Source organism: Streptomyces sp. NPDC015144 (assembly GCF_043079735.1).
GTDB lineage: Bacteria > Actinomycetota > Actinomycetes > Streptomycetales > Streptomycetaceae > Streptomyces.
This window is the reverse complement of sequence record NZ_JBIBUU010000004.1, coordinates 32,501-52,256: the sequence shown is the minus strand read 5'-3', so window position 1 is coordinate 52,256 and position 19,756 is coordinate 32,501. Positions and strand designations below refer to the sequence as shown.

Below are 19,756 nucleotides of genomic sequence, written 5' to 3'. Positions count from 1 at the left end.
CGAATCGTCCGAACGGAAACGGTGCACCGGTGTGAACGACCCGATACCGATCCCGGCCCTGCTGACCGGGCTCCAGCTCACCGACTCGGCCTTCCCCAGCGGCTACTACACCCTCTCGCACGGTCTGGAGGGCTTCCAGCAGGCCCGCGCGGTCACCCCGGGCGGACTGCCGGCCCTCCTGCACGACCTGCTGCGCCACGGCGTCGGCCCGTCCGACGCCACCGCCCTCGCCCTGGCCCACCGCGCGGTCACCGCCGGCGACTGGGCGGAACTGGTGGCGGTGGAGCGGCGGCTGCACGCCACCAAGCTGGGGCGGGAGGCCCGGCAGGCCGCCGTCCGCACCGGGCGGCAACTGCTGGACCTGGCCGCCGAGGTGTACGGCACCGAGCCGATCGAGCGGTACCGGGGCCTCCACCGGGACGGCGCCGTACCCGGCTGCCAGCCGGTCGTCGCCGCCGTCGTCCACGCCGGCAACGGACTGCCGGTCCGCCAGGCGGTCACCTGCGAGCTGTTCGCCTTCGCGGCCAGCTTCGTGGGGGCCGCCCTGCGGCTGCGGCTGACCGACCACCGCAGGGCGCAGGTCGTGCTCCACGGCGCCGCCCCGGTGATCGAGGAGACCGTCGAGGCCGCCCTGAGCAGGGAGGCGGCCGACCTCGGCGGCTGCGTACCGGTCGCCGACATCATGGCCGGCCGCCACGAACGCGCCGAGGCCCGGCTCTTCGCCAGTTGACCCCAACCCCCCCCCGCCCACACGCAGACAGGACCACCCCATGCACGACCCCATGCAGGCCCGCGGACACCACCACCACGACCTCGACGCCCTCATGCGCCGGCCGAAGGACGGCGTGCTCCGCGTCGGCGTCGCCGGACCGGTCGGCTCCGGCAAGACCGCGCTGATCGAGGCGCTCGTCCCCGTACTGATCGAACGCGGCCGGACCCCCGCCGTCATCACCAACGACATCTTCACCACCGAGGACGCCGCCCATGTGCGCCGCACCCTCGCCGGGATCCTCGACGAGGACCGGATCGTCGGCGTGGAGACCGGCGCCTGCCCGCACACCGCCGTCCGCGACGACCCGACGATGAACCAGGCCGCCGCCGACGAACTCATGGAGCGCTTCCCCGAGGTGGACACCCTGCTCTTCGAGAGCGGCGGCGACAACCTGACCCTCACCTTCAGCCCGGCCCTGGTCGACCTGTTCCTCTTCGTGCTCGACACCGCCGAGGGCGACAAGATGCCCCGCAAGCGCGGCCCCGGCATCACCGAGTCCGACCTGCTCGTCATCAACAAGGTGGACATCGCCACCTACGTACGCTGCGACCTCGACACCATGGAGGCCGACGCGCACCGGGTCCGGGACGGGCGCCCGGTGGTGCTGACCAACTCGCTCACCGGGGACGGACTCGGCGCCATCGCCGACTTCGTACTGGCCCACGAGGCCGCCCGGGGCGTCGCGGAGTCCGCCCCGGAGACGGCCTCCGCGTGAACCGGGCGCTCGCGCGGCTGGATCCCGCGCACTACGAACCCCGCCGGGTACCGGCCCGGATGCTCGACCTCACCGGCACCCCGGACACCCTGGCCGCCGGGCGCCCCGGCAAGGTCGGCCTGCTCGAACTCCGCTACGCCCGGGTCGACGGACGCACCGAACTCGTCGACCGGTACCAGAAGTCGCCGCTCCAGATCATGCGCCCGCTCTACGTCGACCCGGAACGGCCGGACCTCCCGGTGACGTACCTGATGTCGACCGGCGGCGGCATCGTGCAGGCCGACCGCAACCGGATCGACATCGACTGCGGCCCCGGCACCGCCCTGCACCTGACCACCCAGGCCGCCACCAAGGTGCACCGGATGGAGTTCGACCACGCCACCCAGGTCGTCAACCTGCTTGCCCAGAAGGGGAGTTACGTCGAGTACCTGCCGGATCCGGTGATCCCCTACCGGGACGCCCGCTTCTACCAGCAGACCCGGGCGACGGTCGATCCGACCGCCACCCTGCTGCTCGGCGAGACGATCACGGCCGGCCGGCTGGCCCGGGGCGAACGGCACGCCTACCGGATGCTCTTCAGCGACCTGGAGATCCTCCGCCCGGACAGCACGCTTCTGGCCGTGGACAGCGTCCGGCTCGACCCGCACGGGCCCGGCGGAGTCACCGGCCCGGCCGTCTTCGCCGGGCACGACCTGATGGCCACGCTGTACGCGGTCAGCCCGCTCGCCCCCGCCGAACGGATCGCCGACGCGCTGTACGAGGCGCTGGGCCCGGCCGGTCCGGCCTTCGGGGTGAGCACCCTGCCCGAGGACTGCGGGGCCTGGGTCCGGATCGTCGGCAGCGACCCGCCCGCCCTGCACCGCGCGATGCGCACCGCCTGGAACGCCGTGCGCCGACTGCTCATCGGCGTCCCCGCCCCCGACCTGCGCAAGGCGTGACGCGGCGGCCGGGCGCCGGTCCCTCCCGAGGAGGGCCGACGCCCGGCCGTCCGTGACTCAGGCCGCGCAGCCGCTGTCCGCGAGGGTGAAGTACCCCGCCGGGGACTCCCGCAGGGTGTGGGTGACGAACACGTTGTACAGACCCATCGCGTCGCCCGAGCCCTCCGCGTACACCAAACCGCCCGTGGTGCGCGCCCGTCCGGCGACCACGTGCGCGTAGTTGGTGGCGGTGAAGCAGCGGGCGGGCGCGGAGCCGGTGGTGGTCGCCGTCACCGCGGCCGAGGCGGTGCCGGGCGTGCCCGCCGCGTCCAGCGCCGTCACCGTGTAGCGGTGGCTGCTGCCCGCGGCGAGACCGGTGTCGGTGTACGAGGCCGAGGTCGGCGAGGCGATCCGCGCACCGTCCCGGCTGACCGCGTACGAGGCCGCGCCCTCCACCGCGTCCCAGGTCAGCGAGACGCTGTTTGCCGTGACCCCGGCGACCCGCAGCCCGGACGGGGCGGGCAGCCCGTCCCCGCCGCCGCCCGGGGCGCCCTGGTCCAGGCCCCAGAAGACGCCCGTGTGGTACGTCGAGCAGATCGTGTTCAGGAAGTACGCCCCGGTCGCCCCGCACTGGTCGGCGCCCGAGCCGGGGCTCACCGGAAGCCCGTGGCCCATTCCGGCGAGCGAGTACGTCACCACCGCCGGGCGGCCCGAGGCGTCGTCGTACGTGGTGCGGGTCGTGCTGCCAGGCAGGGTGTCGGTGGCCGAGGGGGTCTGGCCGATGCCCCAGACGTCCGTCCACTGGTCCCGCAGGGCCGTCGCGTTGGCCTGGTTCACCGTGTAGTCGGCGGTGCCCTGCCAGATCGCCACCCGGGGCCAGGGGCCCGCGTACCCGGGGTAGGAGCCGCGCACCTTGTCGCCCCACTGCGCGGGCGTCAGCCTCACCGACCCCGACTGGCAGGAGGAGGCCCCGACCTGGCTGGTCGCGCACTGGGCGGGCAGCCCCGAGGCGATCGAGCCGCCCGCGAACACGTCCGGATAGGCGGCCAGCAGATCGGCCGCCATGCCACCGCCCGCCGACAGGCCGGTGACGTACACCCGGCCGCCGTCCGAGCCGTACCGCTGCTTCGCGTACTCCACCATCTGCGCGACCGAGGCGGCCTCGCCCCGGCCCCGCCCGCTCTCCGCCGGATCGAACCAGCCGAAGCAGGACAGCGCGTTGTTGGCCGCCGTGGTCTGCGGGAACACCACCGCGAAGCCCCACTGGTCGGCGTACTTCGGCCAGCCGGAGCCGGTGTAGTAGTCGTTCGCCGTCTGGGTGCAGCCGTGCAGCGCCACCACCAGCGGCGCGTTCGCGGGCAGCCCCTCGGGGACGTACGCGTACATCTGGAGGTTTCCGGGGTTCGAGCCGAAGCCGGTGACCTGCTGGAGACCGCCGGCGGCCACGGCCGGGCGCGCGGTCCCGGCCACGCTCAGCAACGCGGCGACGAGCGCCAGCGCCGCGGTGGAAGCGACGCGCCCGAGCAGGCGTCGCAGGATCGGTGGGCGCACGGAGACCTCCTGGGTGGGGGAGCGGGCGCGGCCCGGGGAAGGCACGGCCCGGCGGACGGTACGGGGGTGGGGATGCGTGCGGACGTTACGGGCCGCCCCACCGGCGGCCCATGGGCCCGGCGGACACACCCCGGGCCGGGCAGTGTGCGCCGCCCCCGTTGCGCGATCCCGCCCCGCGCCGCCCCGGACCGGTCCGCCCTTGCGCTGGAGCGCACTCCAACATGCAGACTCCCTGCCAACGCCCTGACCGGAACGGGCCGTTGACGAGGGGACCACCATGCGCTACCGCACCATCGGCACCGACGCCGCCACCCGCCGGGAGGTGAGTGTGCTCAGCCTCGGCGCCATGCTGATGGGCACCCTCACCGACGAGGCGACCTCCTTCGCCATCCTCGACCGCTACGCCGAGGCGGGCGGGACGTTCATCGACACCTCCGACAACTACGCGTTCTGGGTCGACGGCACCCGGGGCGGCGAGAGCGAGGCACTGCTCGGCCGCTGGCGCCGCAGCCGGGGCGTCGGCGACGGGATCGTCATCGCCACCAAGCTCGGCGCCCGTCCCACCGTCCCCGCCACCGACTTCACCAAGGGCATCGTCGGCCTCTCCGCCGACGTGGTCCGGGAATCCGCGGAACGCAGCCGCGAACGCCTCGGCGTCGAGAAGATCGACCTGCTCTACGCGCACGTCCAGGACCGCGCCACACCGCTGGAGGAGACCGTCGGGGCCTTCGCCGGACTGGTCGCCGAGGGCACCGTCGGACTGCTCGGGGTGAGCAACCACTGGGCCTGGCAGGTGGAGCGCGCCCGCCGGATCGCGGCCGACGCCGGGCTGCCCGGGTACGAGGTCCTCCAGTACCACCACACCTACCTGCGCCGCCGTACCGACCAGCCCAGCTGGCGTTCCCCGGACGGGCAGGAGGGCGTGGCGGCCGGGGACCTGCTCAGCTATCTGCGGGCCGAGCCCGCGCTCGTGCCGGTGGCGTACTCGCCGCTGCTGGCCGGGGCCTACGTCCGCGACGACAAGCCGCTGGGCCCGGAGTACGACCACCCCGGCACCCCCGCCCGGCAGGCCGCGCTGCGGAAGGTCGCCGCGGAGACCGGGGCGGCGCACTGAGCGGGCGGCGCGGTCCCGTGTGGCCCGCCACCATGCCGGGGTACCCCGGTGTGTGCGTCGGCGCCGTGTGACGCGGGCCCCGGTCTCCCTACCGTGACGGCCATGGAGACTCCCCAGCGCCCGGCCGCCCAGGCCGCCCCGCCCACCGCCCCGCCGCCCGGCACGCCCGACCCCGCCGACCACCCCCTCACCGGGCGCACCGCCCTGGTCACCGGGGGAGCGAGCGGAATCGGGCGGGCCTGCGCCCAGGCCCTGGCGGCGGCGGGCGCCCGGGTCCATGTGGTGGACCGGGCCGAGGAGGCCGCGCGGAGCCTCGCGGCGGAGATCGGCGGGACGGCGTGGGTGGCCGACCTCTCCGACCCCGAGGTGGTGGAGACGCTGCCCGCCGACGCGGACATCGTGGTCAACAACGCCGGGCTCCAGCACGTCGCCCCGGTACACACCTTCCCGCCGGACCGGTTCGCCCTGATCCAGCGCGTCATGGTGGAAACCCCCTTCCGCATCTTGCGCCGGACCCTGCCGGGCATGTACGAACGCGGCTGGGGGCGCGTGGTCAACATCTCGTCCGTCCACGGCCTGCGGGCCAGCCCCTACAAATCGGCCTATGTGACGGCCAAGCACGCACTGGAGGGACTCAGCAAGGTGGTCGCGCTCGAAGCGGCGGAGCACGGGGTGACGAGCAACTGCGTCTGCCCCGGCTACGTACGCACCCCGCTGGTCGAGAACCAGATCGCGGACCAGGCCCGCACCCACGGCATCTCCGAGGAGGACGTGGTCGGCCGGGTCATGCTGGAGCGCAGCGCGATCAAGCGGCTGATCGAGCCCGAGGACGTCGCCGAGGCCGTGCTCTGGCTCTGTGGACCGCGCACCGGGCACATCACCGGCACCTCGCTCTCCATGGACGGCGGCTGGACCGCCCACTAGGACCTGTCTTCAAACTGCCGCCTGCCGTGCGGCGCCCGGCACGCACGCTCGCCGCGTTGTCGGGGTCACCCCGATACATCCAGTATCGGAGCGACCCTCCGCCTTGCGATCGCACGCACCGGACACCGCACGGCCCGGCCTCCGGCCGGACGACGGCAGTTTGAAGACAGGTCCTAGACCCCCGCCGACCAGGGGCCGCATGCCCCCTGGCCCCCGCCCCCGAGAAGACCGGCCCTCATGTCTGAACCGCCCGCCTCCGCCGCGCCCCATCTGCGCCACCTGCTCGACCTGCTGGCCGACGACGCCCCCGCCGAGGAGCTGGGCGCCGTCTCCTCGCGGGCCCGCGCCGCCGGGGTGGCGGCGGGCGATCTGGCGGAGGTGGAGCGGGCGACCGCCACCGCGCTGCGGATCAGGGGCGCCCTGCGCCAGCACCGCCGCCGCGAACTCCAGCTCACCGCGCTCTTCGACACCGCGGGCGACCTGGCCGCCTCCCGCGACCTGGACGAGGTGCTGAAGGCGATCGTCCGCCGGGCCCGGATGCTCCTGGGCACCGACACCGCCTACCTCACGCTCCCCGACGAGGAGGCGGGCGACACCTACATGCGGGTGACCGACGGCTCCGTCTCGATGGTCTTCCAGCGGCTGCGCCTGGAACTCGGCCACGGGCTGGGCGGACTGGTCGCGCAGACCGCCCGCCCGTACGCCACCCACGACTACCGCACCGACGACCGCTTCCACCACACCCGCAACATCAACGCCGGGGTGCTCGACGAGGGGCTCGTCGCCATCCTCGGCGTACCGCTGCTGCTCGGCTCCAGCCGGGGCGGTACCGGCAAGGTCATCGGCGTCCTCTTCGCCGCCGACCGGGCGCCCCGCGTCTTCAGCCCCGACGAGGTCGCGCTGCTCTGCTCGCTCGCCGCGCACGCCGCGATCGCCATCGACACCGCCCGTGCCCTGGCCGACACCCGCTCCGCCCTGGACGAACTGGCCGGGGCCAACGCCGAACTGGCCGAGGCCAACGCGGCGGTGCACGCCCACTCGGCGGCCATGCGGCGGGCCGAGGAGTCCCACGACCGGCTCACCGACCTGGTGCTGCGCGGCGGGGACGTCGCCGATGTCGCGACGGCCGTCGCCGGGCTGCTGGACTCCCCGCTGACCATCCACGACCCGGTCGGACGGCCGCTGGCCGCCGTCCGGGCCGACGGCGGCGACTTCGCCGCCGACAGCATGGACGCGGGCTGGCTGGCCGAGACCGCCGAGGCGTCCCGCACCGGCGCCCGCGCCGTGCAGCGCGACGGCCGGTGGATCTGCGCCGTGCTCGCCGGTCAGGAGCTGCTGGCCGGGCTGGTCCTGCACCGGCGCGGGCCGCTCGACGACTCCGACCGGCGGCTGTTCGAGCGGGCCTCCGTGGTCACCGGGCTCCTCCTGCTGCTGCGGCGCACGGTCGCCGAGACCGAGAACCGGGTGCGCGGCGAGCTGATCACCGACCTGTTGACCGACGCCGACCGCGACCCGGCCGGGCTCACCGAACGCGGCCGCCGCCTCGGCGTCGACCTGGACCGCCCGCACCTGCTGCTGGTGGCCGAGGGCGGCCCCCGGGGACGGCTCGCCCCCGCCGCGGTGCGCTATCTCTTCGGCGGCGACGTCCACGGGGTGAGCGCCGAGCACGCCGGGACCGTGGTGCTGCTGATCGACGCCGGGGAGCGCACCCCGCCGGCCGGGGACGCGGCCCGCGCGGCGGCGGCCCAGCTCGGCCAGCTCGCCCAGGCCCCCGTCACCGTCGCCGCCACCGGCCCGGCGCGCGGCGCCCGGGGACTGGCCGACGCCCACCGGGAGGCCGCCCGCTGCCTGCGCGCGATGCGGGCCCTCGGCCGCACCGGCGAGGGCGCCTGCGTCGAGGAACTCGGCTTCCTCGGCGTGGTGCTGGGCAACGCCCAGGACGTCGAGGGCTTCGTCACCGCGACCCTCGGCCCGCTCCTGGAGTACGACGCGCAGCGCGGCACCCACCTGGTCCGCACCCTCGCCGCCTACTTCGGCTGCGGGGGCAGCCTCGTCCGGGCCAAGGACGAACTCCACGTCCACGTCAACACGGTGGTGCAGCGGCTCGACCGGGTCCAGGTGCTGCTCGGCCACGACTGGAATGCGCCGGACCGAGCCCTGGAACTCCAACTCGCCCTCCGTCTGCACCTGTTGACGGGCGGGGCGGAACAGGGGAGGGCCTGAGCGGTCAGCCGGCCGCCTTCACCAGCCGTTCGGCGATCTCCGCGGCACCCGCCTCCCCGGTGAGCAGGGTGTAGTGGTTGACGTCCGGGACCGGCACCGGCGTCACCCGCGTACCGCCCAGGTCCGCCACCGCCAGCCGGTCCTCGTCGTACAGGCCCTGGTCCTCGTCCATCAGACCGCGCCGCGCCCACAGCAGGGTCGCGTCCACGGGCAGCCGCCGCACCGCCGCCAGCACCTCCTCCGCGAACAGGCCGATCCCGTCGTCCCGTACCGCCTCGATCCGGCAGGAGGAGCGCAGCTCCGGCTCCCGGCCGGTCAGGTCGCGCTGGATGTACGCGTCGACCTCCGCCGACCAGCCGCCCGCGAACGCCGGGTGCGCCTGCCAGAACGCGCGGTACGCGGCCCGGTCCGGGAAGGTCATCGACAGCCGGTCCATGGCCGGGCCGATCACCGCGGTCAGCAGCTCGTCGGGGGAGAGGTGGGTGGGGGCGGGGAAGCCGACCCCGCCGTCCACCAGCAGCAGCGGCCCGAACCGGTCCGGGTGCCGGACGGCGGCCAGCGCCGCCACGAAGGCGCCCATCGAATGGCCCGCCAGCACCACCCGGCCCGGCCCCGCCACCGCGTCGGCCACCGCCGCCACGTCGTCGGCGTGCACGGGGATCCCGTACGGGCCCGGCAGCGCCGCACTCCCGGCCCGGCCCCGCAGGTCCGGGGCGACCAGGGTGACCCGGCCGTCCAGCAGCCGGGCCACCGGCCCCCAGGACAGGGCGTTGGCCGTGATGCCGTGCAGGGCGACGACGACCGGGGCGCCGGGCTCCCGGGCCGGCCACCGCAGCACCGCGAGATCGCCCCCGGTCACGGGCACTCGTATCTCTTCGTACGGGGTCATGGGCGTGCGTTCTCCTTCCGGGCCCCGCCGTCCGCGGGGGTGTCGGTGGTGCGGCGGCGCAGCGCGGCCAGCCGGGACGGCAGCCGGGCCAGACCGCCGGGCAGCAGGTGTACCACGGCCACGAACACCACACCGAGCAGGAACAGCGGCTGCGAGAGCGGCACCCGCAGCACCGCCGGCAGATCGGCGACCGCGCCCGAGCCCGCCAGGTCGCCGAGCCGGTGGTCGGCCCAGGTGTAGAGGATGCCGCCGGCCATCGGCCCCCACCGGGTGCCGGAGCCGCCCAGCACCACCATCACCAGCAGCGACAGGGTGAAGTCGGAGGTGGTGGTCTGCGGGGTCGAGCCGCCGGTGAGCAGCAGGTGCACCAGACCGCCGAGCGCGGCCAGGGCGCCCGCCAGCACGAAGGCGGTGAGCTTGAACCCGTACGGCTTCAGCCCCAGCACCTCCACCCGGCGCTCGTTCTCCTTGATGCCCTCCCAGACCCGCCCGGTGGGGGAGTTGACCGCCCAGTGGACGACGGCGAGGGTGAGCACGAGGTATCCGAGGGCCAGCCAGTACAGGTTGGCGGTGTTCCCGATGCCGACGAGCCCGGACGGCAGCAGCTCGGCCGGGGCCGCCCGGCCCTCCTCGCCGCCGGTCAGCCCGCCGGGGTTGCGGGAGACCAGGATCGACCCGGCCTGGGCGAACGCCAGCGTCACCATGGAGAAGCCGATGCCGGTGACCCGCAGGCTCACCGAGCCCAGCACCAGCGCGAGTCCGATCCCGCACGCGACGCCGAGCAGCGCGGACACCGCGAACGGCAGCCCCGCCTCCAGCAGGAACATGTTCGTGGCGTAGCTGCCCGCCGCGAAGTACAGCGCGTGCCCGAAGGAGAGCAGTCCGGTCCGGCCCAGCAGCAGGTCGTAGCCGGTCGCCAGTGCCCCGAACAGCAGGCAGGTGGCGAGGAGTTGCAGGCTTCCCGGGCTGCCGAGCGGCCCGTCCAGCAGCCCCGGCAGCGGCAGCGCGCTGAACGGGGCGACGGCCAGCACCAGCAGGGCGGCCGCCGGCCACCAGCGGCGCAGCAGCCGGGCGGCGCTCCCGGGGGCGCGCCCGGTGGCGGCCTCCTCGCGGGCGGGGTGACGTGTCTCGGTGACGGTGCTCACGCGAGCCTCCCGGTCAGTCCGCGTGGCCGGACGAGCAGCAGCGCGGCGAGCAGGACCACGACGGCCAGGTCGCCGAGGCCCGCTGCGGTGTAGTAGTTGGCGAACTGCTGGACCAGGCCGATGACGACGGACGCCACGGCGGCGCCGCTCACCGAGCCCATGCCGCCGGTGACCACCACGACGAACGCGAAGATCAGCAGCGAGGTGCCCTGCCGGGGGTCGACGGAGCCGAAGTACAGCCCGCCGAGTGCCCCGCCGAGCGCGGCGACGCAGCCGCCGATCGCGAAGACGAGGGTGAACGCCTTCCGTACGTCGATGCCGAGCGCGGTGACCATCGCCCGGTCCTCGACCCCGGCCCGGACGACCAGCCCGTGCCGGGTGCGGCCGAGGAAGAGCTTCAGCGCCACCAGCACCACGACGGCCGCCCCGACCAGCACCAGCCGGTTGACGGGGACCTGCGCGCCGAAGAGTTCGAAGGTGCCGGACAGCGCCTTCGGCCCGGGGAAGGTGCGGGCGTCCGAGCCCCAGATCCCGGACAGCAGCGCGGGAACGGCGAGCCCCACCCCGACCGTGGCGAGCACCTGCTCGCGCGGCCGGGTGTAGAGCGGGCGGACGACGGCGAGTTCCAGCAGCACGGCGGCCGCGGTGCCCACCGCCGTACCGAACAGGACCGCGAGGACGAAGCCCGCCCCGCCGGGGCCGGCGCCGGGCAGATGACCGGAGGCCGCCCACCAGGTGCCGTACGCGCCGATCGACAGCAGCGCGCCGTGCGCGAAGTTGAGCACGTCCATCAGGCCGAAGATCAGCGAGAGTCCGGAGGCGATCAGGAAGTAGAGGGCTCCCAGACCGAGTCCGGTCATGGTGAGCAGTACGACGGTGGACATCAGGAATCCGCCTCCCGCGACGGTGGATCGGTGGCCGGTCCGGGCGCGGAGACCTTGGCGGCCGGTCCGTGGCCGACGCCCAGCAGCCGCCGGGCCTTCTCCGCGTCGCCGAGCAGTTCGTCGGCCGGGCCCTGGTGGGCGGTGCGGCCGTCGGCGAGCACCGCGCAGTGCCGGGCCAGCCGCCGCACCACGGCGAGGTTCTGCTCCACGAGCAGCACCGGCACCGCCTCGGCGGCCCGCTCCAGCACCTGGGCGACCTCGGTGACCACCTTGGGGGCCAGCCCCTTGGTGGGCTCGTCGGCGATGATCAGCCGGTTGCCGTTGAGCAGGGTCCGGCCGATCGCCACCATCTGCTGCTGCCCGCCGGAGAGGGTTCCCGCCAACTGCGAGGCGCGCCGCTCCAGTTCGGGGAACAGCTCGTGGACGAGCCCGTACGCGGGCCCCTCCGCGCCGCGCCGTTCGGCCAGCCGCAGGTTCTCCGCGACGGTCAGTCCGGCGAAGATCCCCCGGTCCTCGGGGGCGTAGCCGATGCCGAGCCGCACCACGGTGTGGGTGGGCATCGCCACGGTCTCCTCGCCGTCCAGCCGGACGCTGCCGGTGCGCGGGACGAGACCGAGGACGCCGCGCACGGTGGTGGTCTTCCCGGCGCCGTTGCGGCCGAGCAGGGCGGTCACCCCGTGCCGGGCCACGTCCAGGTCGACGCCGTGCAGGATGTGCCGCCCGCCGATCAGGACTCGCAGGTCCCGTACGGAGAGCAGGGGTCCGGCCGTCACAGCCCCTCCCCGAGGTAGGCCTGCTGGACGGTGGGGTCGGCGGTGACCGCCTCGGGGGTGTCCAGGGCGAGCAGCCGGCCGTGGTGCATCACGGCGAGCCGGTCGGCCAGGCCCAGCAGGACGTCCATGTGGTGCTCGACCATCAGGACGGTGCGTCCCTCGTCCCGGTGCAGGGTGCGGATGAGTTCGGTGAGGGCGGGGACCTCCTCGGCGCTGACCCCGGCCATCGGCTCGTCGAGCAGCATCAGCCGGGGTTCGCCCACCAGCAGCACGGCCAGTTCCAGCTTGCGCTTCTCGCCGTGCGACAGTTCGGCTGCGGTGGCCCCGGCCCGGTGGGCGAGGCCGGTGCGTTCCAGTACGCCGTCCACCTCGGCGGTGAAGCGGGGGGCCCGCCGCCACAGCCGGTGCGAGCCGCCCCCGGCGGCCTGCGCGGCCAGCCGGACGTGCTCGGCGACGCTCATGCCCGGCCAGAGGCTGGACGTCTGGAAGGTGCGGCCGAGGCCGCGCCGGGCCCGCGCGTGGGCGGGCCGGTCGGTCAGATCGGCGCCGTCCAGCTCGATGGTGCCGGAGGTGGCGGCGGTGACCCCGCTGATCAGGTTGAACAGGGAGGTCTTGCCCGCCCCGTTGGGGCCGATGAAAGCCAGGAACTCGCCCTCGCGGACGCTCAGGGAGACGTCCTCGACGATCGTCGCCCCGCCGACGCTCCAGCCGATTCCGGCCAGCCGGAGCACCGGGGCGGTGTCCGGGGCCGTCCCCGCGCGCGGCGCGGTGGTGTCCGGTGCGGCCATCGGTCAGCCCGCCGCGGGCTTCACGGGCGGCGCGACCTCGGCCATGGGCACGGTGTCCACCAGCTCCGGGGTGGCGGTGGCGCCCTTCCCCTTGAGCTTCGCGACGAACATCGGCTGCACCAAGGCGTGGTCCTCGGCCCGGACCTGCTCCTTGCCCTTCACCCCGTCGAAGCTCCAGCCCTCCAGGGCCTTGACCATGGCGGCGGTGTCGGAGGTGCCGCCCTCCTCGATCGCCCGCACCACCATCTGCGCGGCGGTGAAGCCGTCCGGGGTGAACAGGTCGGGGGTGCCGCCCGCCTTCGTGACCGCGTCGAGCATGGTCTTCTCCACGGCGTTGCCGCCGCCCGCCCCGGGGAAGTAGTGCGCGAGGAACGACACCTTGGTGCCGGCCTCCCCGAAGACCGGGTACGAGGCGGTCCCGGCGAGCCCGGTGACGACCTTGCCCGCCTCCAGCACGCCCTGCTGGTCCAGCGCGGTCCACAGGGCCGGTGCGGTCGAGCCAGCCCAGGCGACGAAGACCAGGTCCGGCCGGCCCGCCTTCACCTGCCGGGCGAACGGGGTCAGGTCGGTGGCGCTGGGCGGGGCCATCACGGAGCCGACCTTCGCACCCCCGGCCCCGAGGACCGCCTTGACGGCGGCGACGTTGGCCTGGCCGAACGTGGAGTCCTGGGCCAGCACCGTGACCTTCTTGCCCTTGGCGTCGCCGAGCATCGATCCGGCGGTGAGGATGTCCTGGTAGGACTGGCGGCCGGAGCGGAAGGTGTAGTCGTTGATGCTGGTCACCGCGTCGGTGGCGGCCGGCCCGCTGATGTAGAGGACCTTGTTCTGGGCGGCGAGCGGCGCCATCTGGAGCGCCACCCCGGAGTCGGTGGTGCCCGCGAGGACCTTGTAGCCGTTGCCGATCAGGGTCTTGGCCGCGGCGACCGCCTTGCCCGGGTCGCCCGCGTCGTCCTGCTCGGCGACCTCGATGCGGTGCCCGGCCACCTTGCGGGTGCCGTGGGTGGCGTGGTCCAGGCCGGCCATGAAGCCGTCCCGGTACTGCTTCCCGTAGTCCGCGAGCAGCCCGGTCCGGGAGTAGACGAGCCCCACCTTGACGGTGGAGTCCTCGGCGTCCCCGCCCGAGCCGCTCTCACCGGCCGTCCCGGCGGCGGTGCACCCGGCCAGCAGCAGACCGGCACAGGCCAGTGACAGGGCGGTGGAGAGGGATCCGCGGTGACGGGGGATGCCCGTGGCTCTGCGACGCATGGTGACCGGCTCCTCGGCGTGTTCATGGGATGTCGCCGAACCGTATGAACACCGCGCCGCCGTCGATATGGTGCCGGGCGCCCCACCTGGCGCGATGCCCATGTGGGTGCCGCACATGGAGCCGGAACGCGAAAGCCGCATGCCGGTACGCGCCGGCCCGCGTACGGCTACCCGGAAGCCCGCCCCGGTACGCCGGACTCCGCGCCCGGGAACGCGAAAGCCGCGCCGGGGAACCGGATCGTACGGGTCCCCGGCGCGGCGGTGCGCGGGATGCGGGCGGGGGCCCGTTACATCGCGGCGAAGGCCTGGATCGTGGCCGCGATGATGCCGAGGGCGGCGAATCCGACGCCGATCCAGCCCATCACGATGCCCGCGACCGCCTGGCCGCGGCCGCCGCCCTCGCCCCGGTCGGCCATCCGCTTGGCGGAGATGCCGAGGACCAGCGCGATGATCGGCAGGATGATCGGGATGAGCAGCAGGCCGAGGATGCCGAGCACCATCGAGGCGGTCGCCTTGCCGCTGGGCAGCGGGGCGCCGCCGGGGTATCCGTATCCGGCCGGCGGCTGTACGCCGAATCCGGGTCCGCCCGGGGCCTGGGGCCCTGCGGTGCCGCCTGCGATGCCTGACTGGTCAGTCATGTCTCCCTCTCGATAAGTGCTGGTCACAGCCATGGTAAAGGCCACTTAAACGCGTGTTCGAGCCAAAAAGTGAGGGGAATGTGGCGAAACGGCAGCGGTACGGTCACCGCCTGTGCTAAACGCCGCCTTCGGGCACTCCGTGGAACAGGCGGACGGGGCCCCGGGTCCCCGCCCGGACGTGGACCGTGCCGGCGGTCCACGCCCCGACGGAGCCCCGGGGCCCCGGAGCGTCCGAGGGCCCGTCAGGAGGACGGCATCAGAACGCTGTCGACGAGGTTGAGGTGACCGTTCATGGTCTCGATGTCGCCACAGGTGATGGTGGCGGTGCCGTTGACCTTGTAGTTCTCGCCGGAGCCCGAGGTCGTGAGCTTGGAGCCCTCAAGGGTGGTGAAGGAGCCCTTGGCCAGGTCGGTGCGGGTGATGTTCTTGTCGACCACGTGGTACTCGAGCGCCTTCTTGAGCTGGTCGGGGTTCTTCATGAGGGAGTCCAGCTCGGTCTTGGACAGCTTGTCGAAGGCCGCGTTGGTCGGAGCGAACACCGTGACGTGCGTGGCGTCGTTCAGCTTCTTGTCCAGACCGGACTTCTTCAGGGCGTCGTGGAGCTTGGAGAGGTCCTTGTTGTCGGCGATGGCATCGCCCGTCTTCTTCTTGGCCGCCTCGGCGGCGCTGCCCTTGCCCGAGGTGGGCAGGGACGAACAGCCGGTCCCGAAGGTCTGGGCCGAGTGGGCGGGCTTCGGCGAGGAGTCGGCGGACGCCAGTGGAGCCATCCCGACCATGATCAGCGGGACCGCGGCGGCTGCGGCGACGAAGGCGTGGGAGCGACGGATCTGCATGACGGTGGACCCTTCTGGAAGGGGTCGGGTGGGATGAGTGACGTTCGACGCGTCACCTGGCACGTTCTGTACGTGAACGTGGGGGCGCTGCGGGGGGCATCCGCGCGGCCCGCCTGCGGGGTGCCGCTCCGGGGTCCGTTCCACCGGCCCCCTGCGCCCGGCCGAGTGACGGACCGGGGCACGGCGTGCACCTCCACCAGGTTGGCAGCCATCCCTCCGGATCGCATCCCGGGCCACCGGGCGGGTGTTACGGGGCTTCTTCCGGCCGGGTCAGGTCGATCAGCCGGCACACCGTCTCGATGTCTATCTTCACCTGGGCGATCGACGCCCGCCCCGACAGCCAGGTGATCAGCGCCGAGTGCCAGGTGTGCTCGATGACCCGGACCGCGGACAGCTGCTCCGGCGTCGGGTCCTCCAGCCCCATCGCGTCCAGGATGATCGCCGTGGTGATCCGCGAGACGGTGTCCACCTCCGGGCTCACGCTGCGGTCCGCGAAGGTCAGCGCCCGTACCATCGCGTCCGCCAGGTGCGGCTCGCGCTGGAGCGCGCGGAACGCCCGCATCAGGGTGTCCGCGACCCGCTGCGCCGGGGCGCGCCCGGCCGGGGGGTGCCGGTGCAGGGTGGAGTGCAGGTGCTGGAGCTGGTCCTGCATGGTCGCGACCAGCAGATGGATCTTGGACGGGAAGTAGCGGTACAGCGTGCCCAGGGCGACCCCGGCGTCCTCCGCGACCTCCCGCATCTGCACCGCCTCGAAGCCGCCCCGGCCGGCGAGCCGGGCACTGGCGTGCAGGATGCGGCGGCGGCGGGCCTCCTGGCGTTCGGTCAGGGGCGGCGACGCAGGCCTGGCTTCCGCTGTCATGTCTCCCCGTCCCCCCTTCATGGCTTCTGTCCGCGACCGGCGGGGGACGTTGTCGGCCCCCCGGGGGCGCACAGCATGCCAGCGTGCCAGGTCGTGGCGCGAATCACCTGATCCGGCCGTTGCACCGACGCTACCTGCCGGTAGATTCGTAGCTCATTGAACGATATTGAACGATCCAGTCTGAAACTTGTTCTAGATTAGCGCGAGCGGTTACGCTCCGGCGGAAACGCAGTGACGAAGGGGGCCGAGTGTGACCGCTGAGGCCATAGAGTCGGGCCCCCGCGCGGGTGACGGCGCGTCCGGCGACCGCCCGTTGCGCATCGCACTCCTCACCTACAAGGGCAATCCTTTCTGCGGAGGCCAGGGCGTCTACGTACGCCATCTCTCCCGCGAACTCGCCCGGCTCGGCCACCACGTCGAAGTGATCGGCGCCCAGCCCTATCCGGTGCTCGACGAGGGCGTCCCGCTCACCGAACTGCCCAGCCTGGACCTCTACCGCCAGCCCGATCCCTTCCGCACCCCCGGCCGGGGCGAGTACCGCGACTGGATCGACCTGACCGAGGTCGCCACCATGTGGACCGGCGGCTTCCCCGAGCCCCTCACCTTCAGCCTCCGCGCCCGCCGCCATCTCGCGGCCCGGCGCGGCGAGTTCGACGTCATCCACGACAACCAGACGCTCGGCTACGGGCTGTTGGCGGACCTCGGCGCCCCGCTCGTCACCACGATCCACCACCCCATCACCGTCGACCGCGAACTGGAGCTCGCCGCCGCCGAGAACCGCCGCCGCCGCGCCTCGGTGCGCCGCTGGTACGCCTTCACCCGCATGCAGAAGCGGGTCGCCCGCCGGCTGCCCTCGGTGCTCACCGTCTCCGGCTCCTCCCGGCAGGAGATTGTCGACCACCTCGGGGTGCGCCCGGACCGCGTCCACGTCGTGCACATCGGCGCGGACACCGACCTCTGGTCGCCCGACCCCTCGGTCGCCGAGGTGCCCGGACGGATCGTCACCACCTCCAGCGCCGACGTTCCGCTCAAGGGCCTGGTCCACCTCGTCGAGGCGCTCGCCAAGCTCCGCGCCGGGAACCCGCGCGCACACCTCGTCGTCGTCGGCAAGCGGGCCGAGGACGGGCCGGTCGCCCAGGCCATCGAACGGCACGGCCTCCAGGACGCCGTCGAGTTCGTGAAGGGCATCACCGACGCCGAACTCGTCGACCTGGTGCGCGGCGCCCAGATCGCCTGCGTCCCCTCCCTGTACGAGGGCTTCTCGCTGCCCGCCGCCGAGGCCATGGCCACCGGCACCCCGCTCGTCGCCACCACCGGCGGCGCCATCCCCGAGGTCGCCGGACCCGACGGCGAGACCTGCCTGGCCGTCCCGCCCGCCGACCCCGGCGCCCTGGCCGACGCGCTCGGCCGGCTCCTCGGCGACCCCGAGCTGCGCGCCCGGCTCGGCGCCGCGGGCCGCGACCGGGTGCTCGCCCGCTTCACCTGGAAGCGGGCCGCCATCGGCACCGCCGAGCTGTACCGAGAGGCGATCGCGGCCCGCTCCGGCGGCCGTCGCTGACCAGGCTCCCGTACCCGACCCGCCCACCCCGACCGCGAAAGCAGGCACCCGTGCTGACCGTGGACTTCACCCGCTTCCCGCTCGCCGCAGGTGACCGCGTGCTCGACCTGGGCTGCGGCGCCGGACGCCACGCCTTCGAGTGCTACCGGCGCGGCGCCCAGGTCGTGGCCCTGGACCGCAACGGCGAGGAGATCCGCGAGGTCGCCAAGTGGTTCGCCGCGATGAAGGAGGCCGGCGAGGCCCCCGAGGGTGCCACCGCCACCGCGATGGAGGGCGACGCGCTCAACCTGCCGTTCCCCGACGCCTCCTTCGACGTCGTCATCATCTCCGAGGTGATGGAGCACATCCCCGACGACAAGGGCGTCCTCGCCGAGATGGTCCGGGTCCTCCGGCCCGGCGGCCGGATCGCCATCACGGTCCCGCGCTACGGCCCCGAGAAGGTCTGCTGGACGCTCTCCGACGCCTACCACGAGGTCGAGGGCGGCCACATCCGCATCTACAAGGCCGACGAACTCCTCGGCAAGATGCGCGGCGCCGGACTCAAGCCGTACGGCACCCACCACGCCCACGCCCTGCACTCGCCGTACTGGTGGCTGAAGTGCGCCTTCGGCGTCGACAACGAGAAGGCGCTGCCGGTGCGGGCGTACCACAAGCTGCTGGTCTGGGACATCATGAAGAAGCCGATGGCCACCCGGGTCGCCGAGCAGCTGCTCAACCCCGTCGTCGGCAAGAGCTTCGTCGCCTACGCGACCAAGCCCCACCTCCCCGCGGCCGCCGCCCAGGACCTCACCAGGGCCGAGGCGTGACCGTACCCGAGCAGACCGAGCACCTCGTCCTGCCCGGCGTCCTCACCGCCGAGCAGGCCGCCGAGACCGTCGCCGCGCTTCTCGCCGCACAGTGCGAGGACGGCGCCCTGCCCTGGTTCCGCGGCCACCACCTCGACCCCTGGGACCACACCGAGGCCGCTATGGCCCTGGACGCGGCCGGCGAGCACGAGGCCGCCGCCCGCGCCTACGACTGGCTGGCCCGGCACCAGAACCCGGACGGCTCCTGGTACGCCGCCTACCACGACGGCGACCCCGCCCGGCCTACCGACCGCTCGCTGGAGACCAACTTCTGCGCGTACGTGGCCGTCGGCGTCTGGCACCACTACCTCGCCACCGGCGACGACGCCTTCGTCGACCGGATGTGGCCGACCGTCTACGCCGCCGTCGAGTTCGTCCTCGGCCTCCAGCGGCCCGGCGGCGAGATCGGCTGGAAGCGCGAACCCGACGGCACCCCCGTCCACGACGCGCTGCTCACCGGAAGCTCCTCCGTCCACCACGCGCTGCGCTGCGCCCTCGCCCTGGCCGAGCGCCGCGAGGAGCCCCAGCCCGACTGGGAGCTGGCCGCCGGGGCGCTGGCCCACGCGATCCGCGAGCACCCGGAACGCTTCCTCGACAAGAGCCACTACTCGATGGACTGGTACTACCCGGTCCTCGGCGGCGCGGTCACCGGCGAGGCCGCCAGGAAGCGCATCGACGCCGGCTGGGACCGCTTCGTCGTCCCCGGCCTCGGGGTGCGCTGCGTCGTGCCCAACCCCTGGGTGACCGGCGGCGAGAGCTGCGAACTCGCCCTGGCGCTCTGGGCGGTGGGCGAGTCCGACCGGGCGCTGGAGATCCTCCAGTCCATCCAGCACCTGCGCGCCGAGGGCGGCCTGTACTGGACGGGATACGTCTTCGAGGGCGACCGGGCCTTCTGGCCCCAGGAGCTCACCACCTGGACGGCCGGCTCCCTGCTCCTCGCGGTGGCCGCGCTCGGCGGCCACGAGGCGACCACGGCGGTCTTCGGCGGCGAACACCTCCCGCACGGCCTGGAGCCGGACTGCTGCCGCTGAGCCGGCTCCGGCGACCCGGACGGCCGTCCCGCACCGGTCCCGGCGGCGTACG

19 protein-coding genes are annotated in these 19,756 nt (G+C 73.9%); 9 read left to right on the top strand and 10 right to left on the bottom strand.

Features of this window, described 5'->3' with window-relative positions; genetic code table 11:
• The first annotated feature begins 31 nt into the window (after nt 1-31).
• The 3 genes from ACF08W_RS09130 (at nt 32) to ACF08W_RS09120 (ending at nt 2,425) form a co-directional block, all read left to right on the top strand.
• Nucleotides 32-730: an urease accessory protein UreF gene (locus ACF08W_RS09130; RefSeq protein ID WP_392278896.1), complete on the top strand. Its 699-nt coding sequence runs from the start codon at nt 32-34 to the stop codon at nt 728-730.
• 94 nt (nt 731-824) lie between these two features.
• Complete coding sequence (ureG, locus tag ACF08W_RS09125) at nt 825-1,487, top strand: urease accessory protein UreG (RefSeq protein ID WP_385205192.1); 663 nt, start codon at nt 825-827, stop codon at nt 1,485-1,487.
• A 59-nt stretch (nt 1,488-1,546) separates the two neighbouring features.
• Complete coding sequence (locus tag ACF08W_RS09120) at nt 1,547-2,425, top strand: urease accessory protein UreD (protein ID WP_392279058.1); 879 nt, start codon at nt 1,547-1,549, stop codon at nt 2,423-2,425.
• Nucleotides 2,426-2,482: 57 nt separating this feature from the next.
• Here the strand turns inward: ACF08W_RS09120 and ACF08W_RS09115 are convergent, their stop codons facing one another.
• Nucleotides 2,483-3,955, bottom strand: a complete 1,473-nt coding sequence (locus tag ACF08W_RS09115) for a PHB depolymerase family esterase (RefSeq protein ID WP_385204629.1) — start codon at nt 3,953-3,955, stop codon at nt 2,483-2,485.
• Nucleotides 3,956-4,232: 277 nt separating this feature from the next.
• On the opposite strand from ACF08W_RS09115, the gene ACF08W_RS09110 reads away from it, so the two are divergent.
• From ACF08W_RS09110 to ACF08W_RS09100, 3 genes are all read left to right on the top strand, one after another.
• Entirely contained in the window at nt 4,233-5,069 is an 837-nt protein-coding gene (locus tag ACF08W_RS09110; protein ID WP_392278895.1) for an aldo/keto reductase, read from the top strand.
• Between the two features lie 102 nt (nt 5,070-5,171).
• The gene (locus ACF08W_RS09105; RefSeq protein ID WP_385204633.1) at nt 5,172-5,993 is read left to right on the top strand and encodes a 3-hydroxybutyrate dehydrogenase; all 822 of its coding nucleotides are present in this window, start codon (nt 5,172-5,174) and stop codon (nt 5,991-5,993) included.
• 237 nt (nt 5,994-6,230) lie between these two features.
• Nucleotides 6,231-8,216: a helix-turn-helix domain-containing protein gene (locus ACF08W_RS09100; RefSeq protein ID WP_385204636.1), complete on the top strand. Its 1,986-nt coding sequence runs from the start codon at nt 6,231-6,233 to the stop codon at nt 8,214-8,216.
• A gap of 4 nt (nt 8,217-8,220) precedes the next feature.
• Here ACF08W_RS09100 and ACF08W_RS09095 read toward each other — a convergent pair whose 3' ends face one another.
• From ACF08W_RS09095 to ACF08W_RS09055, 9 genes are all read right to left on the bottom strand, one after another.
• Complete coding sequence (locus ACF08W_RS09095; RefSeq protein ID WP_352279380.1) at nt 8,221-9,105, bottom strand: alpha/beta hydrolase; 885 nt, start codon at nt 9,103-9,105, stop codon at nt 8,221-8,223.
• A complete protein-coding gene (locus tag ACF08W_RS09090; protein ID WP_392278894.1) occupies nt 9,102-10,250 on the bottom strand; it encodes a branched-chain amino acid ABC transporter permease in 1,149 nt (382 codons plus the stop codon). The genes ACF08W_RS09095 and ACF08W_RS09090 overlap by 4 nt, the downstream gene beginning before the upstream one ends.
• Entirely contained in the window at nt 10,247-11,134 is an 888-nt protein-coding gene (locus ACF08W_RS09085; protein ID WP_352279378.1) for a branched-chain amino acid ABC transporter permease, read from the bottom strand. Before ACF08W_RS09085 ends, ACF08W_RS09090 begins: the two co-directional genes overlap by 4 nt.
• On the bottom strand, nt 11,134-11,907 hold the full coding sequence (locus ACF08W_RS09080) for an ABC transporter ATP-binding protein (RefSeq protein WP_352279377.1): 774 nt from the start codon (nt 11,905-11,907) through the stop codon (nt 11,134-11,136). Before ACF08W_RS09080 ends, ACF08W_RS09085 begins: the two co-directional genes overlap by 1 nt.
• Nucleotides 11,904-12,695: an ABC transporter ATP-binding protein gene (locus ACF08W_RS09075; RefSeq protein WP_392278893.1), complete on the bottom strand. Its 792-nt coding sequence runs from the start codon at nt 12,693-12,695 to the stop codon at nt 11,904-11,906. Before ACF08W_RS09075 ends, ACF08W_RS09080 begins: the two co-directional genes overlap by 4 nt.
• A 3-nt stretch (nt 12,696-12,698) precedes the next feature.
• Nucleotides 12,699-13,940, bottom strand: coding sequence for a substrate-binding domain-containing protein (locus tag ACF08W_RS09070; RefSeq protein WP_392278892.1), 1,242 nt, complete (start codon nt 13,938-13,940; stop codon nt 12,699-12,701).
• A gap of 287 nt (nt 13,941-14,227) precedes the next feature.
• Complete coding sequence (locus tag ACF08W_RS09065) at nt 14,228-14,578, bottom strand: DUF4190 domain-containing protein (protein ID WP_352279372.1); 351 nt, start codon at nt 14,576-14,578, stop codon at nt 14,228-14,230.
• A gap of 242 nt (nt 14,579-14,820) precedes the next feature.
• Nucleotides 14,821-15,411, bottom strand: a complete 591-nt coding sequence (locus tag ACF08W_RS09060) for a fasciclin domain-containing protein (RefSeq protein WP_385204655.1) — start codon at nt 15,409-15,411, stop codon at nt 14,821-14,823.
• Nucleotides 15,412-15,658: 247 nt separating this feature from the next.
• Complete coding sequence (locus tag ACF08W_RS09055) at nt 15,659-16,270, bottom strand: TetR family transcriptional regulator (RefSeq protein WP_352279369.1); 612 nt, start codon at nt 16,268-16,270, stop codon at nt 15,659-15,661.
• Between the two features lie 250 nt (nt 16,271-16,520).
• Between ACF08W_RS09055 and ACF08W_RS09050 the strand changes: the two genes are divergently transcribed.
• The 3 genes from ACF08W_RS09050 to ACF08W_RS09040 are packed head-to-tail and all read left to right on the top strand — an operon-like array spanning nt 16,521 to nt 19,704.
• Nucleotides 16,521-17,828 carry a glycosyltransferase family 4 protein gene (locus ACF08W_RS09050; RefSeq protein ID WP_352279367.1) on the top strand — a complete coding sequence of 436 codons (1,308 nt, stop codon included), beginning with the start codon at nt 16,521-16,523 and terminating at the stop codon, nt 17,826-17,828.
• A gap of 50 nt (nt 17,829-17,878) precedes the next feature.
• Nucleotides 17,879-18,634 carry a class I SAM-dependent methyltransferase gene (locus tag ACF08W_RS09045; protein ID WP_392278891.1) on the top strand — a complete coding sequence of 252 codons (756 nt, stop codon included), beginning with the start codon at nt 17,879-17,881 and terminating at the stop codon, nt 18,632-18,634.
• Nucleotides 18,631-19,704, top strand: a complete 1,074-nt coding sequence (locus tag ACF08W_RS09040; RefSeq protein ID WP_352279364.1) for a prenyltransferase — start codon at nt 18,631-18,633, stop codon at nt 19,702-19,704. The genes ACF08W_RS09045 and ACF08W_RS09040 overlap by 4 nt, the downstream gene beginning before the upstream one ends.
• Nucleotides 19,705-19,756 lie beyond the last annotated feature (52 nt).

Bases quoted from the DNA above. Each gene is read 5' to 3' on its own strand.
- ACF08W_RS09120 (WP_392279058.1), top strand. From the start codon at position 1,547: ATGCTCGACCTCACCGGCACCCCGGACACCCTGGCCGCCGGGCGCCCC.
- ACF08W_RS09100 (WP_385204636.1), top strand. From the start codon at position 6,231: ATGTCTGAACCGCCCGCCTCCGCCGCGCCCCATCTGCGCCACCTGCTC.
- ACF08W_RS09070 (WP_392278892.1), bottom strand. From the start codon at position 13,940: ATGCGTCGCAGAGCCACGGGCATCCCCCGTCACCGCGGATCCCTCTCC.
- ACF08W_RS09095 (WP_352279380.1), bottom strand. From the start codon at position 9,105: ATGACCCCGTACGAAGAGATACGAGTGCCCGTGACCGGGGGCGATCTC.
- ACF08W_RS09110 (WP_392278895.1), top strand. From the start codon at position 4,233: ATGCGCTACCGCACCATCGGCACCGACGCCGCCACCCGCCGGGAGGTG.
- ACF08W_RS09065 (WP_352279372.1), bottom strand. From the start codon at position 14,578: ATGACTGACCAGTCAGGCATCGCAGGCGGCACCGCAGGGCCCCAGGCC.
- ACF08W_RS09085 (WP_352279378.1), bottom strand. From the start codon at position 11,134: ATGTCCACCGTCGTACTGCTCACCATGACCGGACTCGGTCTGGGAGCC.
- ureG (WP_385205192.1), top strand. From the start codon at position 825: ATGCGCCGGCCGAAGGACGGCGTGCTCCGCGTCGGCGTCGCCGGACCG.
- ACF08W_RS09105 (WP_385204633.1), top strand. From the start codon at position 5,172: ATGGAGACTCCCCAGCGCCCGGCCGCCCAGGCCGCCCCGCCCACCGCC.
- ACF08W_RS09060 (WP_385204655.1), bottom strand. From the start codon at position 15,411: ATGCAGATCCGTCGCTCCCACGCCTTCGTCGCCGCAGCCGCCGCGGTC.
- ACF08W_RS09075 (WP_392278893.1), bottom strand. From the start codon at position 12,695: ATGGCCGCACCGGACACCACCGCGCCGCGCGCGGGGACGGCCCCGGAC.
- ACF08W_RS09055 (WP_352279369.1), bottom strand. From the start codon at position 16,270: ATGACAGCGGAAGCCAGGCCTGCGTCGCCGCCCCTGACCGAACGCCAG.